This window comes from Paenibacillus sp. CF384, assembly GCF_900106745.1.
Taxonomy (GTDB): Bacteria; Bacillota; Bacilli; order Paenibacillales; family Paenibacillaceae; genus Paenibacillus_Z.
The window spans coordinates 100071-114691 of the sequence record NZ_FNNV01000010.1; the positions used below are offsets into that span (position 1 = coordinate 100071).

Genomic DNA, 14621 nt, shown 5'->3' on the forward strand with positions numbered 1-14621 from the left:
GTTAAACACATGTCTGTAAAATGGAATATCCACCTTTTTGCTGGTCTGGCCGAGCGTTTCGGAGCAGCTGTCATCACTCTTGAGCTGGATCAAGCCGAGCTTACCGTGCACCAACTGAAGCAGGAGCTGATCCGTCGCTACCCTGTCGATGCCTCCTTAATTACGATATCCTTCATGGCCTGCAACCAGACTTACGCCTCAGATGAGCAGCTTCTGCAGGCAAGTAATGAGCTTGCCCTGCTCCCACCTGTATCAGGCGGGGAAGATGCAGAACAAGCCGTAATCCAGAACGAAGCAGCACCTTTCGACCTCTATGTCGTGACGGAACAACCACTTTCGGTAGAAGCGATTACCGCCATGGTCATTGTGCCTAACAACGGGGCTGTCCTAACTTTCACCGGCACGACCCGTGAATGGACGCATGGCGCGCGCACTGTACGTCTGGAGTATGAAGCTTACGTCCCGATGGCCGTTAAGACCTTGCAGCAGATCGGCGATGAAATCGAATCTCGCTGGCCCGGATCCAAGGTTGCAATTGCCCATCGAATCGGTGTTGTTGAAATCGCCGAAATCAGTGTCGTTATCGCCGTCTCTGCCCCACATCGCGGTGACTGCTACGAGGCAAGCCGTTACGCAATAGAACGTCTGAAACAAATCGTACCGATATGGAAAAGAGAGATTTGGGAAGACGGTTCCGAGTGGAAAGGTCATCAGTTAGGTCCATGGAACCCTGTTTCGCCGCTATAATAGGTTTTTTGTTGCTTTTTGTCCATATTTTAGCGCGTCAAAATAGGGTATATTGCACTGTTTTTTTTACGCTCTCATTGTCAATTCTGCATTTTATTGCTACCATGGTCTTATCACTGTTTAGCCTAATTGATAAGTCATTCGAGGTGAATTATGCGGATCCATGTGACGGAGCTCAGAGATGGAGATAAATTAAGTAACGATACATTCAACGGCTACGGGTTACATGTACTTTCTAAAGGTACTGAATTATATGCCAGAGAAATTTCGAAGCTGTTTCAACATCAAATTGAATATGTCGATATTATCTCTAGGAAACAAGAGGAATCAGCTCGAACGATAGAATCAGGAATCAACCCCAAATGGATACCTACCGTACAGCCCATCTACCAAGATGCTGTTAACGGGTACGAACAGTTGTTTCTTGAAGCGATGCAGAACGGTAAGATTATCGAAGATGACGTCGTACATACGTTTCAGCCGCTGGTAGACAATTTCAGAATGGAACGCGATGTCGTCTCCATGCTGCTTCTGCTTAACACCAAAGATGATTACACGTATCAACATTCCGTTCAGGTGGGCATGCTTTCTTACTACTTATCCTCTTGGCTCGGTTATTCCGAGAAGGAAGCCGTTAAGATCGGACAAGCCGGATTCCTCCATGATATCGGCAAATGCCAGATCACGGACGGAATTCTTAACAAGCCCGGCAAACTCTCTGATGATGAGTATGAATTGATTAAGAAGCACACGATCTTCGGGCATCAGATCATACTCGAATCATTCGGCGAATCACTTGCCGCAACGGTAGCCTTACAGCATCATGAGCGCATTGACGGTACCGGATATCCAAACCGTGTAAAAGGGGATGATCTCCATCCCGTCTCCAAAATCGTTGCCGTTGCTGATGTGTACAGCGCGATGATTTCCTCACGTGTCTATCAGAAGAAACGCGATCTGCTCTTCGTTCTGAAGGAGCTGTACCGCATGAGCTTCACCGAGCTGGACGCCTTTACAACACATACTTTTATCAAACATATGATTCCTAATTTTATCGGCAAGCAGGTAGAACTTGTATCCGGCGAAACGGGAACCATCATTATGACGCATCCCTCCGAATTTTTCCGTCCATTGGTCCGCATTGAAGATCGCTTCGTCGATCTTACCGTCACTCGCAATCTTGAAGTTAAACAAGTATTCATGTAATTCATATCATCTCAAAAAAAACTCCGAACCTCTTGAAGAGGATTCGGAGTTTTTTGTTTGGCGTGCAATTGTATCGTATCGGATTAACCGATCGAACCTTCCATCTCAAACTTGATAAGACGGTTCATCTCGACCGCGTATTCCATCGGCAGTTCTTTAGTGAACGGCTCGATGAAGCCCATGACGATCATTTGCGTAGCTTCTGCTTCGGTAAGTCCGCGGCTCATCAGGTAGAACAGCTGATCCTCGGAAACTTTGGATACCGTCGCTTCATGCTCAAGCGTAATGTTGTCGTTCATGATTTCGTTATACGGAATCGTATCCGATGTCGACTCATTATCAAGAATTAGCGTATCGCATTTGATGTTAGCCTTGGAGCCTTCGGAGTTACGGCCAAAGGAAGCCAAGCCGCGGTACGTTACTTTACCGCCGTGTTTACTGATCGACTTGGAAACGATCGTCGAAGTCGTATCCGGCGCCAGGTGAGTCATCTTAGCACCAGCATCTTGATGCTGGCCTTTACCTGCCACTGCGATCGAAAGCACCATGCCTTTAGCGCCACGGCCTTTCAGAACGACTGCAGGATATTTCATCGTCAGCTTGGAGCCGATGTTACCGTCAACCCATTCCATTGTCGCGTTTTCTTCGGCAACGGCGCGTTTCGTAACCAGGTTGTAGATATTCGGAGCCCAGTTCTGAATCGTTGTATAACGGCAGCGTGCATTCTTGAGAACAAGAATTTCTACTACTGCGCTATGCAGCGAGTTCGTGCTGTAGATCGGTGCTGTACAGCCTTCGACGTAATGTACGAAGCTGTCTTCGTCCGCTACGATCAGCGTACGCTCGAATTGACCCATGTTCTCGGAGTTGATACGGAAGTACGCTTGAAGCGGAATTTCGCATTTCACGCCTTTTGGAACGTAGATAAAGCTGCCGCCGGACCATACCGCACTGTTCAGTGCTGCAAATTTATTATCTGCCGGTGGAATGATCGTACCGAAATATTGCTTGAAGATTTCCGGATATTCGCGAAGCGCTGTGTCTGTATCCGTGAAGATAACACCTTGCTTCTCCAGATCTTCTTGCATGCTGTGATAAACAACCTCGGATTCGTACTGAGCGGATACACCTGCAAGGAACTTCTGCTCCGCTTCAGGAATACCAAGCTTATCGAAGGTTTCTTTAATTTCCGTAGGAACCTCTTCCCACGTTTTGCCTTGCTTCTCGGAAGGACGAACATAGTACTGGATATCGTCGAAATCCAAATCATCCATGTTGCCGCCCCACTTAGGCATAGGCATTTTGTAAAACTGCTCCAGCGCCTTCAAACGGAACTCAAGCATCCATTCCGGCTCGTTCTTGATCTCGGAAATCGTACGAACAATCTCGGGAGTCAGACCTTTACCGGATTGGAAAATTGCTTTATGTTCATCGCGAAAGCCATATTTGTAATCTTCTAAATCGGGCATTTCTTTAGCCATCGTAATAGCCTCCTACCATACGCGGTAACCGCGCGTTATTGTTTCTGATGTTCAATTCCTTTGCGCAGTGCATTCCATGAGAGTGTTGCGCATTTAATGCGGGCAGGGAATTTGCTGACGCCTGACAATGCTTCGATATCTTCCAGCTCTTCGAACTCAGCTTCTCCGCCTTTGATAAAGGTCGAGAATCGTTCCGCAAGCTCCAGTGCTTCTTCCGTTGTTCGGCCTGTTACAGCCTCGGTCATCATCGATGCCGAGGACATGCTGATCGAGCAGCCTTCTCCGGTAAACTTCGCTTGTTTCACAATGCCGTCTTCCACTTGAAGCTGTAACGTGATGCGGTCGCCGCACGTTGGATTGTTCAGGTTAATCGTAAGCGAATCTTCGTCCAAGGTGCCGCGGTTACGCGGGTTTTTGTAATGATCCATAATGACACGGCGGTATAAATCATCCAATTCCATAACCGAAGAACTCCTTTGTCTGCTGGAGGCCGTCAACAAGCCTGTCAACGTCCTCTTCGGTATTGTATAAATAAAAGCTTGCTCTGGCTGTAGAAGAAACATTCAGATATCGCATCAACGGTTGGCAGCAGTGGTGGCCTGCACGAACCGCAATCCCCTTCGTATCAAGCACAGTTGCTACGTCATGAGGATGGACATCATTCAAATTAAATGTGACTAGACCCGCACGATTATCGACAGGTCCGAATATCGATATGCCATCGATGGTGCTGAGACGTTCGTACGCGTAAGCAGCAAGCTTATGCTCGTGCTTCTCGATTTCATCCAGACCGATTTCAGTTAGGAAATCAATCGCTGCGCCAAGTCCTACCGCACCGGCAATAATCGGCGTGCCGCCTTCAAACTTCCAAGGCAGCTCCTTCCACGTGGAATCATGCAGATCCACATGATCGATCATTTCGCCGCCGAATTCAATCGGTTCCATCTCTTCAAGCAATGCCTTCTTGCCATAGAGTGCACCAATACCTGTCGGCGCACACATCTTATGACCGGAAAACGCGTAGAAGTCGCAATCCAAATCACGTACATCCACCTTCATATGAGGCGTGCTTTGCGCGCCGTCGACGACCATCTTAGCCCCATGACGATGAGCGATAGCAGTAATTTCTTTGATTGGATTAATGACGCCAAGTACGTTCGACACATACATGATCGAGACGATCTTCGTCCGATCCGTAATCGTGGCTTCGACATTCTCGAGCGTAATGGATCCGTCTTTCTCAAGCGGGATATATTTGAGCGTCGCGCCGGTTGCTTTCGCTACCTGCTGCCAAGGAATCAGATTGGAGTGATGCTCCATTTGCGTGATGACAATTTCGTCGCCTTCGCCGCAAACTGCTCTGGCATAGCTTGATGCTACCAAATTAATGGCTGTCGTCGTTCCGCGGGTGAAAATAATTTCCTGCGTACTTCCCGCATTCAGAAACGCCGCAACCTTCTCGCGAGCGCCTTCGTATGCGTCTGTAGCCCGGGAGCCGAGTGTATGAACGCCGCGGTGTACGTTGGCGTTGTCCATCTCATAATACCGGCTTACAGCATCAATGACAGAACGCGGCTTCTGTGAAGTCGCCGCGCTGTCCAAATAAACGAGCGGATGGCCGTTGATTTGTTGATGAAGGATCGGAAATTGCTCTCTGATCGCTTTTACATTCATCCTTCCAGCTTCCTTTCCAGCAGACGCTGGAGCTGTTCTTTGACCGCATCAATCGGAATTTCCGAAACGACAGGGGCCAAGAAACCATGAATGATCAAACGCTCCGCATCTTTTTTCGAAATACCGCGGGACATTAAGTAGTACACTTGCTCCGGATTTACTTGTCCGACGCTCGCCGCATGTCCGGCTTTAACATCATCTTCGTCAATCAGCAGAATTGGGTTCGCATCTCCGCGCGCCTTGGGGCTAAGCATCAGCACTTTCTCTTGCTGAACGCCGTTAGACTTTGTTGCACCCTTCTCGATCTTCGTAATGCCGTTGATGATGGCTGTCGCTTGATCCTTCATCACGGCACGAGTAACCATGTTACTCTCCGTATTGCGTCCGAAATGCACCGCTCCGGTTGTTAGGCTCATCTGTTGCGAGTTTGTTCCAATGCTGATCACTTTAGCGTCGGAGTTCGAACCGTTGCCTTTAAGCAGCGATTGCGTGTCCGAAAGCGTGTGGCCATCATGCAGATCGCCGATGACCCATTCGATATTGCCGTCGTTCTCAACAACTGCACGTCGAATCGTCAAGTCGATTACATTCGCGGACATATGATGAACCGTTGCGTATCGAACATGCGCACCGGGCTTCACGATCACTTCAACGATGGATTGCTTGGCAATCGCTTCAGCATTTTCACCGTATGCACTAACGACGTTATCTACATAAGTTACACGGCTATGGCTGTCAGCGACTACAAGGACACGCGGAGCAAAAGTCGCCCCTGCATCTTCACTGAAGAACAAGGCCTGTAAAGGAAGCTCGACTTCAACGTTCTTCGGAACGTATAGGAAAACGCCGCCGTTCCAAATGGCCGATTGAAGAGCCGTCAGCTTATTCTCATCCTGCGGTACAACGCTGAACAGATACTTCTGAACCAAGTCGCTATGCTCACGCGCCGCTGTTTCCAGATCGGTGAAAATAACGCCTTTGGCAGCAAGCTCCGCCGACAGCTGTTGAAGCACGCTTGTGCTGTTGCGCTGAACAACCAGACCCGCTTGGGCACCTGCGACCAATTCTCCAATGGAGCCCGGAAGCTCGCTTACAGAGGTGATGACAGCTTGTGATTTATGGTTACCGATCGCCGCTAGATTCCAACGGCTGATACGGATTTTTTCCGGAGTGGGCCATTCCAGCGTTTCCGCCAGTTCAGCGCCTTTAATTCTTGATTCCTCAAGCCATGCCGGCTCGCCTTTGCTCTGGGATAAAGCAGAAACTGTCTGGCGGTTTACCGGAGCCTCTAATTGTGTACTCATTTCTATTGCTCCTCCTCCGATTAAACCTGTCCGACGGTTTCGTCTACGATGCCAAGTTCTTCTTTAACCCAGTCATAGCCTTCGTTTTCCAGACGCTCTGCAAGCTCAGGACCACCGGATTTAACGATACGGCCTTGCATCATAACGTGAACGAAGTCAGGCGTAATGTAGTTGAGAAGACGTTGGTAATGCGTGATGATCAAGAAACCGCGCTCTTCAGAACGCATGGTGTTCACGCCGTTAGCTACGATTTTGAGAGCATCGATATCAAGACCGGAATCGATTTCGTCAAGAACGACGATTTTCGGATCCAGCATCATCATTTGCAAAATTTCGTTCCGCTTCTTCTCGCCGCCGGAGAAGCCTTCATTCAGGTAACGGTGCATGAATTCCGAATTCATATCTAGCTCTTTCATCTTGCCTTCCATTTGGCGGATGAATTTGATCAGAGAGATTTCTTTGCCTTCTTCACGGCGCGCGTTAATCGCACTGCGAAGGAAATCGGAGTTCGTTACGCCGCTGATCTCGCTTGGGTATTGCATGGCAAGGAACAGACCTGCGCGTGCGCGCTCGTCCACGCCCATCTCCAGAAGGTCTTCGCCGTTCAATTCGACTGCGCCTTCTGTCACTTCATATTTAGGATGACCCATGAGTGCCGAAGCCAGCGTACTTTTACCTGTACCGTTCGGACCCATGATGGCATGAACTTCTCCACCTTTTATTTCAAGGTTAATGCCCTTCAATATCTCTTTGCCTTCGATGGCTGCTTTAAGACCATCGATTTTGAATTGTGTTGCCATGGTAAACTGCTCCCTCCAGATGGTTCGGACGTTTCTGCACAAAACGAGTTTTTCTGCTCTAAAAAAGCGAAAGCGTTTTGTGCTTATTGAAACTATTCCTCTTTTAGAATTATTCTAAATTGATTCTCAGTGATTCTCAATTATATTTTAGTATAGTTTTCATCTTAAATCAATGTTCCTGCGCCTATAACGTTGCCTAGCTTGTACCTGTTAGGCCAAGAGCGTCATGAATTTGACTTATTCTCTGATTAAATTCGTCATCCGATAATACAGGCTGTGCGCCGATGACTGCAAGCTCCTCAGGAAGATTCACCCAAGATTTGCATCCTGAGTATTGATCCTGCATTGGCAGTGTAAGCGGATTCTCAAGCTTACTTACGCGCAGCAGCAATAGATGAAGCGGCTTGCTTCGTTTCCACTTCAACCTATCTTCGGCAAATGTTTCGGTCCAAATATGGAAATCCTCTAATTTGTTCAACGTTTCCTGATTGAAGATCTCGATATCCTCGACTGCTTCTGCCACAGCATGGATCTCGATCGTGGTCGCGCCGGGTTTCCATTCTCCCATAATTTGGCGAACGTCGTCCCGGAAAGGCTCCTTCAAGAGCTCCGGTCTTTGATGCTCGAAAGCAGGCATGAAGTAAAAACGAGGTGCCTTCAGCTGAAAATCTCTCGTCTCTTCCGCGATTCCTCCTTTGCGAAGCACCATAATTTGTTTGCCTTCGGTCAATGCTTTTACCGCAACCGCCCATTCTTTGAGCGCGATCGGCTGCAATTGTTCGGTCTTAATCACCATTAGTATCACTCTCGTTCCTGTACAATTACATGTATTATAGCAAAGCAAGGTATTCCAACGCGAAAAAAATTTCGCTATACTATATTTATTTGGGCCATGGGAAACATCAATTACATTCCGGAGGTGGGCTATAGATGTCTACATATCATCCATTGAGCGAAGCAGAAGCTATTGAAATAGCGCGTACAATTGAAGGTGTCTTCGAACCCGGCGCGGAGCTGGTCAGCCGCGAAATCGGCGACGGCAATTTGAACTTAGTCTTTCATATCTCGGATCCGGCTGCAGGCCGCAGTCTCATTTTGAAACAAGCCCTTCCATACGCAAAGGTCGTCGGCGAATCATGGCCGCTTACGCTTGATCGCGCACGAATCGAGAGCGAAGCGCTCATTCTTGAAGGTCAACTCGCACCTGGGCTGGTGCCGAACGTTTATCTGTATGACAATGATCTGGCACTTACGATTATGGAGGACCTAAGTGATCATGTCATTATGCGTCAAGGGCTCATGAATAGCGGTCGTTATCCGTTGTTCGCCGAGCATATCTCCACTTTCCTTGCACAAACGTTATTCTTCACTTCCGATCTGGGGCACAATCAACAAGAGAAGAAGCTGCGCACCAGCAGCTTTATTAATCCGGAGCTCTGCAAAATAACAGAGGATCTCATCTTCGATCATCCTTACACGGATGCAGACACGAATAACTTCGATCCGGCGATCCGAGATGAAGCCGAATCACTCTGGAAGGATGGCGCGCTGCATCTTGAAGTTGCCCTGCTTCGCGAGAAGTTCTTGACTCATTCGCAAGCTTTGCTGCACGGCGACCTGCATACCGGCAGCATCTTCATTACGCCGGAATCGACGAAAGTCATCGACCCGGAATTCGCTTACTACGGGCCAATGGGCTTCGATATCGGCGCCGTCATTGCCAACCTGCTCCTGAACTTCGCTGCTCGCGAGGGCTGGGATAAGACAACTGCCGAGCGCGAGGAATACCAAGCTTACCTGCTGCAAACCGTTACGGATGTGCTCGAGAAATTCGAAGCGAAGTTCCTGAGCCTTTGGAACGAGCAAGGCGTTGACCGTCTTGCAGGCTCTGCTCCGGGCTACAAGGAAAACTACATGCAGCGCTTGCTCCAAGATACGATTGGATTCGCCGGCTGCAAAATGGTTCGTCGTATTGTCGGCCTTGCCCATGTTGCGGATATCGATAAAATCCAAGATGCCGCTGTTCGGGAACGCGCACAGCGCCTGGCGCTTCGCATCGGCAAAACGCTTATCACTTCAAACCGCAGCTTCACTTCGATTAACCAGCTTATAGATGCCGTTCAAACTGCAGAGAAAGCTGCTGTTCAGGCATAACGAAAGGAACGATCATCATTATGGAATCTACAACCAATCAACCCTTGCAATCCGTTATATGGGTCGGCACTCAGCTTGACCTGCTCGATCAACGGCTGTTACCCGAAGAAATCGTCTATCTCCCACTCATTACAACGGAAGATGTCTGGGAAGCCATTCGTCATCTTAAGGTTCGCGGAGCTCCGGCAATCGGCATCGCAGCCGCATACGGCGTTGTCCTCGGCAGCCGTGAGGTTACAGAGGGAGTCGCTGAATGGCAGCAAGCGGTGAAATCATCCGCTGCTCATCTGGCAACATCTCGTCCAACGGCAGTGAACCTGTTCTGGGCGCTCGATCGCATGATAGCACGTGCAGAAGCACTTGTTTCAAGCGGTGCAGACCTGTCCACCTGTAAGGAATCGCTGCTTCAAGAAGCGATCACGATTCAAAGCGAGGATGAAGAAACGAACCGCCTTATCGGCGAACACGCGTTAACGCTGTTCCAAGATGGGATGGGCGTACTTACGCACTGTAATGCAGGCGGACTCGCTACGGCCAAATACGGTACAGCACTTGCTCCTTTCTACCTAGCTCTGGAGCAAGGTATCAAGCTCCGTGTATTCGCGGATGAGACACGCCCTGTTCTGCAAGGCGCTCGTCTTACCGCATTCGAGCTTCAGCAAGCAGGCGTAGATGTTACGCTGATCTGCGACAACATGGCTGGCATGGTGATGAGCAAAGGCTGGATCGATGCCGTCATCGTAGGTACAGATCGCGTTGCCGCAAACGGCGATGTCGCGAACAAGATTGGCACTTACAGCGTCGCTGTCCTTGCGAAGGCGCATGGCATTCCCTTCTATGTGGCATCTCCACTGTCCACCATCGATTTGAACACGCCATCCGGCGCTGAAATTCCAATCGAGGAACGTCATGAGAATGAAATTACCGAAGGCTTCGGCAAACGTACCGCTCCTGTCGGCGTGAAAGTCTACAATCCGGCATTCGATATTACGCCGAACGATTATGTAACGGCGATTATTACGGAGAAAGGCATCGTTAAGCCTCCGTATAACGTGAATTTGAAGAAGCTGTTTCAAGCGGAATAAGCTTTGCTAACGACGAAAAAGGTTGCCTTGAGGCCAGCGTAAGCACGCTGCCTGGGCAACCTTTCTTTTGTCATCGTTTATCTATACCATCAAGAGAAGCGCATCCGCGCCTTTCATGCCTACCGTAATCCCAAGCGCTTCCGCACCTTCCGTAATGGACTCCAGCGGTGCAGCCATCAGTTCCTCCAATGTCTTCACACCTACTGCACGGCCTGCAATGATGCCTCGATCTTTTAACCGTTCGTTCAGAAGTGAAACATCGAGTGCACCGCACATGATATAACCTTTATCCGTCGTCACGGCAAGCAGCGTCGTCTTAGGCAGAAGCACCTCAACTCCGAGCGCCGTTACGCCTCCTTCGAGCGTAATGGGAACCATTCGCATCATCCGAACCACCTCCTTCCACCTTCGCAGATCGCAGACAACCTCAAGCACAAATTACTTCTTCACTATATGCTTTCAGTCGGTGTGAAGTGTTATCGGAATGCCTAGTGGGCATTCTCCTTTTTCGGTCAAAAAAGATAAGCAAATACTACATTTATGAACACTTTAGTGATATAGTTATAGATACTTTATGACGACATGGAGTGGCATAATGAACCTAACAGATACACCAACATCGAAACAGTCCTCCCACCTGTTTAATGTCGACATTCTTGTAGAAGGCGATAACAACGCAATTGCAATGGAGAGACTGCTTCATGCGCTCAATCAATCCGGTTTTGCGGACTTCCGAATTAAATCCGGCATTGAATTGGGACGACTCATTGAAGCTTTGGAAGCCGGTCCCGCCAGCAAGCAGAAGGACAAAGAAGCGAAGGCTCCAAGAAACACGGCCAAAGCAGATCCGGTAGCTGCCCCGGTCATTCTGCCTGCAGCACCGAAGGAAGCGGCAGCAGTCGATTTAACTTTCGTAACGGATCGCATTAAAGCTTCCATTGCTGAGAATCGCTTGATTCGATTGATGGTCAACAAGGGCTTTGGCGTGAAGCTGAACATCCCTTGCCGAATTATTAACCTGGATGAATCGACCCAGATGATGACGGTTTATCATGTGGATGAGAAGCAGGTCTATTCTTTTAAAATTTACGAGATTGACGAGTTTATATAAGCAAAAAGGAGCCCTCTGCGACTGCGGAGAGCTCCTTTTCTTTATACAGCTAGTTTCAATATTTCCATGATCGCCGCGCCGCGTAACGGCGGACTCCATAGGAAGCCCTGCATTTCATCGCAGCTATGCTCCTGCAGAAACCGCTTCTGCTCCTCGGTCTCTACTCCCTCGGCAATGACTTGCAAATTCAAGTTATGCGCCATGGCGATAATAGCCGCCACGATTGCGGCATCACTCGGATCTTGCTGGATATCCCTGACGAACGACCGATCAATCTTCAACCTTCCGATCGGCAGGTTCTTGAGATAGTGGAAGGAGCTGTACCCCGTCCCGAAATCATCGATGCTGATCGTCACGCCAAGCTTCGTGAGCTCGAGCAAGCAACGTGAAGCATGCGTGATATCCATCGTCATCGTTTCTGTAATTTCCAGATCCAGATAGCTGGCATTAAGACCTGTCTCCTGCAAGATGTCCGCAACCTTCTGATGCAAGTTTTGCTGCATGAATTGGCGAATCGACAAATTAACGGATACGGGAATTTGGCGAAGCCCGGCATCCTGCCACGCCTTATTTTGCCGGCAGGCCTCTCTCAGCACCCAATCTCCGATCTGTACGATCAAGCCGTTCTCCTCGGCCAGCGGAATAAATCGTCCCGGCGGTACAAGACCGCGCTCCGGATGCTCCCATCGTATGAGGGCTTCTACCCCGACCATTTCGCCGGTAACGAGATGGTACTGCGGCTGATAATGGAGAACAAACTGCTCCTTCTGAAGCGCGATCTTCAAATCATGCTCCAGCGCCAAGCGTTCTCGCGAGCTGTCATCCCATTCCTCGGAATAACAGAGGTAATCGTTCTTGCCGCTATCCTTTACTTTCGTCAGAGCCAGATCAGCCTTCTTCACCAGGAGGCTCGCATCATCGCCTATGGCATGGTTTACGGCAATGCCGATGCTTGCCGTGATATGAAGCGGAAATCCTTGCAGCTCGAACGGCTCATCCAGCAGCAGCTTGAGCTCCTTTGCTTTGCGATCCAGCTCCTGCTCGTCTCCGTCATAGGCGTATAGAATCGCAAATTCATCGCCTTCCATGCGTGCAGCCGCATCCAACTCCGTCAGTCCGCGGGTCAGCCGCTCGGCTACCTGAAGCAGCAGCATGTCGCCAAATTCGCGGCCGAAGGAAGCATTGATCAGCTTGAAGCGATCCACATCCAGCTGAAAAATCGCCAGCTGTCCAAATTCACCTCGGGCTCTTGCATCCGTCAATCGGTCATCCAGTAGTCTCATGAAAGAATGGCGGTTCGGCAACCCCGTCATATCGTCGTAGTTCGCCATATAGCGAATTCGTTCCTGTACGCGGTTGCTGTCGCTCACGTCCTGGCTAATAATCAACACGCCGATACAGTTGCCATTGCGAAATAAAGGCGCAGTATTAATATTTAATTTGAATGAGTAGCCGTAAGCATGTTTGATATCGATCGTCATATCCTTGAGATCGCCTTCGAGCATCTGCCCAAAAGCAGCCATGATGGCTTCTTCATGAATGGAGTCAATCAGCGGGAAAAAGGATTTGCCAAGCAGCTCATGCTCTTCATAACCAAGCAGCCTGCTTGATGCAGCATTCATTTCCACAAAGTTCCCCTGCAAGTCGATGACAGCCAGAGGAATCGGACTATAAGCAAGCAATGATTCTACTAGTGGTGTATGGATCGATTCAGATTCAACTTGGACCATTTGCTTGCTCGCGATTTTCACTTGCATCATGCGAAACGCGATAATAAGCACGCCAGCCGCTGCCGCAATTTGTAGTACAATCAACCAATCATCACGCCAGATGCCGCCGATCAGGATGCCAACAAACGTGCATAGACATGCCAGCCACAACGGGTTGCGAGCGCTTTCAAATCGCCTTGATGGTTTGGACCGAATCGGAGATGTCTCCGCCTTTACGAGCACACTTCATCTTCCTTCCATTCGGCAAGATTCGTCACATTTGTTTATTATAAACGATTTCATTCAAACCTGGATACTGTTTTTCCCAGCATGACGGCTTTCGACATAAGAAAAGACGACCTCAAGCGCGGGATGCCGTCGATACAGCACCCTGAACGTGAAGTCGCCTTGAATAAGAACCTATCAAACCGAATCTAGTTGCTCTTAGCTTTCCAGATGGAATAAGCAGCAACGGCCCAAGCTACGATAAAGGCAAGTCCGCCAAACGGCGTAATAATACCCAAGAGCTTGATATCCGACAGACTGAGCGCATATAAGCTGCCGGAAAACAGGAAAATACCGATATGCATCAAGCGAGCCGCCCAGCGTATGCCCTTTCCTTGTCCGATTCGTTCCGCAGCCAGCGCAAGCAGGAATAGCCCGATCGCGTGGTACATATGATAGCGGACGCCGGTCTCAAACACATTCAGCATGTCATCTGTAAGTCGGTCTTTCAAGGCATGAGCTCCGAATGCGCCAAGCATCACGGCAATCAAGGCATGGATCGCTCCGTAAGCGCCATATTTGTTAAACATCACATTCTCCATCCTTTCCAATGGCTGTAAAATACGTTAAACTGTACGATAGCAAATGATTGATAAAGGAGATTTAATCCATGAATGAAAACGGCAGCGAGAACCAGTTCCCGCAAGACGGTTTTACTCCAATACCGGCAGCTTATGAGGAGCAGCCGCCCAAAACGCAATCCAAGCTTGGCATAGCTTCATTTATCATTGGTCTCATCAGCATTATCGGCTTTATCATCGCCATTATTCTTGCAACATCATTTATTATGAACCACAACTTTGCAGACAGCAACACTCTTCAGCAGGAAATTGAGGCGAATATGGCAGATATTGAAGCGTACGCGCCGATTATCGGAGCCGGCTTGCTGATTATCGGCTCGATGGGAGCCAGCATTGTAGGTCTGATCCTCGGAATCGTCGGCGCCTGCGCGAAGAATAAGCGCAAAGCCTTCTCGATCATCGGGATCGTCACGAACGGATTGCTCCCTGTCGGGTTTATCGGTTTATTCCTGATCGGTCTTGCAATGGGCGGGTAAATACAGGC

General features: G+C 49.2%; 15 protein-coding genes. 6 read left to right on the forward strand and 9 right to left on the reverse strand.

What is annotated here, in order from left to right:
- The first annotated feature begins 9 nt into the window (after positions 1-9).
- Entirely contained in the window at positions 10-747 is a 738-nt protein-coding gene (locus BLW29_RS32045; RefSeq protein WP_090981829.1) for a molybdenum cofactor biosynthesis protein, read from the forward strand.
- 153 nt (positions 748-900) lie between these two features.
- The gene (locus BLW29_RS17325) at positions 901-1953 is read left to right on the forward strand and encodes an HD-GYP domain-containing protein (RefSeq protein WP_090981831.1); all 1053 of its coding nucleotides are present in this window, start codon (positions 901-903) and stop codon (positions 1951-1953) included.
- 83 nt (positions 1954-2036) lie between these two features.
- Here BLW29_RS17325 and sufB read toward each other — a convergent pair whose 3' ends face one another.
- The 6 genes from sufB to BLW29_RS17355 all read right to left on the reverse strand — a co-directional run bounded on the left by sufB (position 2037) and on the right by BLW29_RS17355 (position 8008).
- Positions 2037-3434: a Fe-S cluster assembly protein SufB gene (sufB, locus tag BLW29_RS17330; RefSeq protein WP_090981833.1), complete on the reverse strand. Its 1398-nt coding sequence runs from the start codon at positions 3432-3434 to the stop codon at positions 2037-2039.
- 35 nt (positions 3435-3469) lie between these two features.
- Entirely contained in the window at positions 3470-3895 is a 426-nt protein-coding gene (gene sufU, locus BLW29_RS17335) for a Fe-S cluster assembly sulfur transfer protein SufU (protein ID WP_090981835.1), read from the reverse strand.
- Complete coding sequence (locus tag BLW29_RS17340; protein WP_090981837.1) at positions 3882-5108, reverse strand: cysteine desulfurase; 1227 nt, start codon at positions 5106-5108, stop codon at positions 3882-3884. Before BLW29_RS17340 ends, sufU begins: the two co-directional genes overlap by 14 nt.
- On the reverse strand, positions 5105-6412 hold the full coding sequence (gene sufD, locus BLW29_RS17345) for a Fe-S cluster assembly protein SufD (RefSeq protein WP_090981839.1): 1308 nt from the start codon (positions 6410-6412) through the stop codon (positions 5105-5107). The genes BLW29_RS17340 and sufD overlap by 4 nt, the downstream gene beginning before the upstream one ends.
- Before the next feature lie 20 nt (positions 6413-6432).
- Positions 6433-7212, reverse strand: a complete 780-nt coding sequence (sufC, locus tag BLW29_RS17350) for a Fe-S cluster assembly ATPase SufC (RefSeq protein ID WP_090981841.1) — start codon at positions 7210-7212, stop codon at positions 6433-6435.
- Between the two features lie 196 nt (positions 7213-7408).
- Complete coding sequence (locus tag BLW29_RS17355; protein ID WP_177186688.1) at positions 7409-8008, reverse strand: DUF1802 family protein; 600 nt, start codon at positions 8006-8008, stop codon at positions 7409-7411.
- Positions 8009-8142: 134 nt separating this feature from the next.
- On the opposite strand from BLW29_RS17355, the gene mtnK reads away from it, so the two are divergent.
- Positions 8143-9366, forward strand: a complete 1224-nt coding sequence (gene mtnK / locus BLW29_RS17360; protein ID WP_090981842.1) for an S-methyl-5-thioribose kinase — start codon at positions 8143-8145, stop codon at positions 9364-9366.
- 20 nt (positions 9367-9386) lie between these two features.
- Positions 9387-10451: an S-methyl-5-thioribose-1-phosphate isomerase gene (gene mtnA / locus BLW29_RS17365; RefSeq protein ID WP_090981844.1), complete on the forward strand. Its 1065-nt coding sequence runs from the start codon at positions 9387-9389 to the stop codon at positions 10449-10451.
- An 81-nt stretch (positions 10452-10532) separates the two neighbouring features.
- Here the strand turns inward: mtnA and BLW29_RS17370 are convergent, their stop codons facing one another.
- Positions 10533-10838: a YunC family protein gene (locus BLW29_RS17370; protein ID WP_090981847.1), complete on the reverse strand. Its 306-nt coding sequence runs from the start codon at positions 10836-10838 to the stop codon at positions 10533-10535.
- Positions 10839-11046: 208 nt separating this feature from the next.
- Between BLW29_RS17370 and BLW29_RS17375 the strand changes: the two genes are divergently transcribed.
- Positions 11047-11562 (forward strand): hypothetical protein, encoded by a 516-nt coding sequence (locus BLW29_RS17375; RefSeq protein ID WP_090981849.1) that lies wholly within the window; start codon positions 11047-11049, stop codon positions 11560-11562.
- Between the two features lie 41 nt (positions 11563-11603).
- Here the strand turns inward: BLW29_RS17375 and BLW29_RS17380 are convergent, their stop codons facing one another.
- Both BLW29_RS17380 and BLW29_RS17385 read right to left on the reverse strand, forming a co-directional pair.
- On the reverse strand, positions 11604-13514 hold the full coding sequence (locus BLW29_RS17380) for a putative bifunctional diguanylate cyclase/phosphodiesterase (protein ID WP_256208696.1): 1911 nt from the start codon (positions 13512-13514) through the stop codon (positions 11604-11606).
- Between the two features lie 191 nt (positions 13515-13705).
- The gene (locus BLW29_RS17385; protein WP_090981851.1) at positions 13706-14086 is read right to left on the reverse strand and encodes a DUF423 domain-containing protein; all 381 of its coding nucleotides are present in this window, start codon (positions 14084-14086) and stop codon (positions 13706-13708) included.
- 80 nt (positions 14087-14166) lie between these two features.
- On the opposite strand from BLW29_RS17385, the gene BLW29_RS17390 reads away from it, so the two are divergent.
- Entirely contained in the window at positions 14167-14613 is a 447-nt protein-coding gene (locus tag BLW29_RS17390) for a hypothetical protein (RefSeq protein ID WP_090981853.1), read from the forward strand.
- The last annotated feature ends 8 nt before the right edge of the window (positions 14614-14621 follow it).

Excerpts from the sequence above, each read along its gene's own strand:
- BLW29_RS32045 (WP_090981829.1), top strand. The coding sequence starts at position 10 with ATGTCTGTAAAATGGAATATCCACCTTTTTGCTGGTCTGGCCGAGCGT.
- BLW29_RS17325 (WP_090981831.1), top strand. The coding sequence starts at position 901 with ATGCGGATCCATGTGACGGAGCTCAGAGATGGAGATAAATTAAGTAAC.
- sufB (WP_090981833.1), bottom strand. The coding sequence starts at position 3,434 with ATGGCTAAAGAAATGCCCGATTTAGAAGATTACAAATATGGCTTTCGC.
- sufU (WP_090981835.1), bottom strand. The coding sequence starts at position 3,895 with ATGGAATTGGATGATTTATACCGCCGTGTCATTATGGATCATTACAAA.
- BLW29_RS17340 (WP_090981837.1), bottom strand. The coding sequence starts at position 5,108 with ATGAATGTAAAAGCGATCAGAGAGCAATTTCCGATCCTTCATCAACAA.
- sufD (WP_090981839.1), bottom strand. The coding sequence starts at position 6,412 with ATGAGTACACAATTAGAGGCTCCGGTAAACCGCCAGACAGTTTCTGCT.
- sufC (WP_090981841.1), bottom strand. The coding sequence starts at position 7,212 with ATGGCAACACAATTCAAAATCGATGGTCTTAAAGCAGCCATCGAAGGC.
- BLW29_RS17355 (WP_177186688.1), bottom strand. The coding sequence starts at position 8,008 with ATGGTGATTAAGACCGAACAATTGCAGCCGATCGCGCTCAAAGAATGG.
- mtnK (WP_090981842.1), top strand. The coding sequence starts at position 8,143 with ATGTCTACATATCATCCATTGAGCGAAGCAGAAGCTATTGAAATAGCG.
- mtnA (WP_090981844.1), top strand. The coding sequence starts at position 9,387 with ATGGAATCTACAACCAATCAACCCTTGCAATCCGTTATATGGGTCGGC.
- BLW29_RS17370 (WP_090981847.1), bottom strand. The coding sequence starts at position 10,838 with ATGATGCGAATGGTTCCCATTACGCTCGAAGGAGGCGTAACGGCGCTC.
- BLW29_RS17375 (WP_090981849.1), top strand. The coding sequence starts at position 11,047 with ATGAACCTAACAGATACACCAACATCGAAACAGTCCTCCCACCTGTTT.
- BLW29_RS17385 (WP_090981851.1), bottom strand. The coding sequence starts at position 14,086 with ATGTTTAACAAATATGGCGCTTACGGAGCGATCCATGCCTTGATTGCC.
- BLW29_RS17390 (WP_090981853.1), top strand. The coding sequence starts at position 14,167 with ATGAATGAAAACGGCAGCGAGAACCAGTTCCCGCAAGACGGTTTTACT.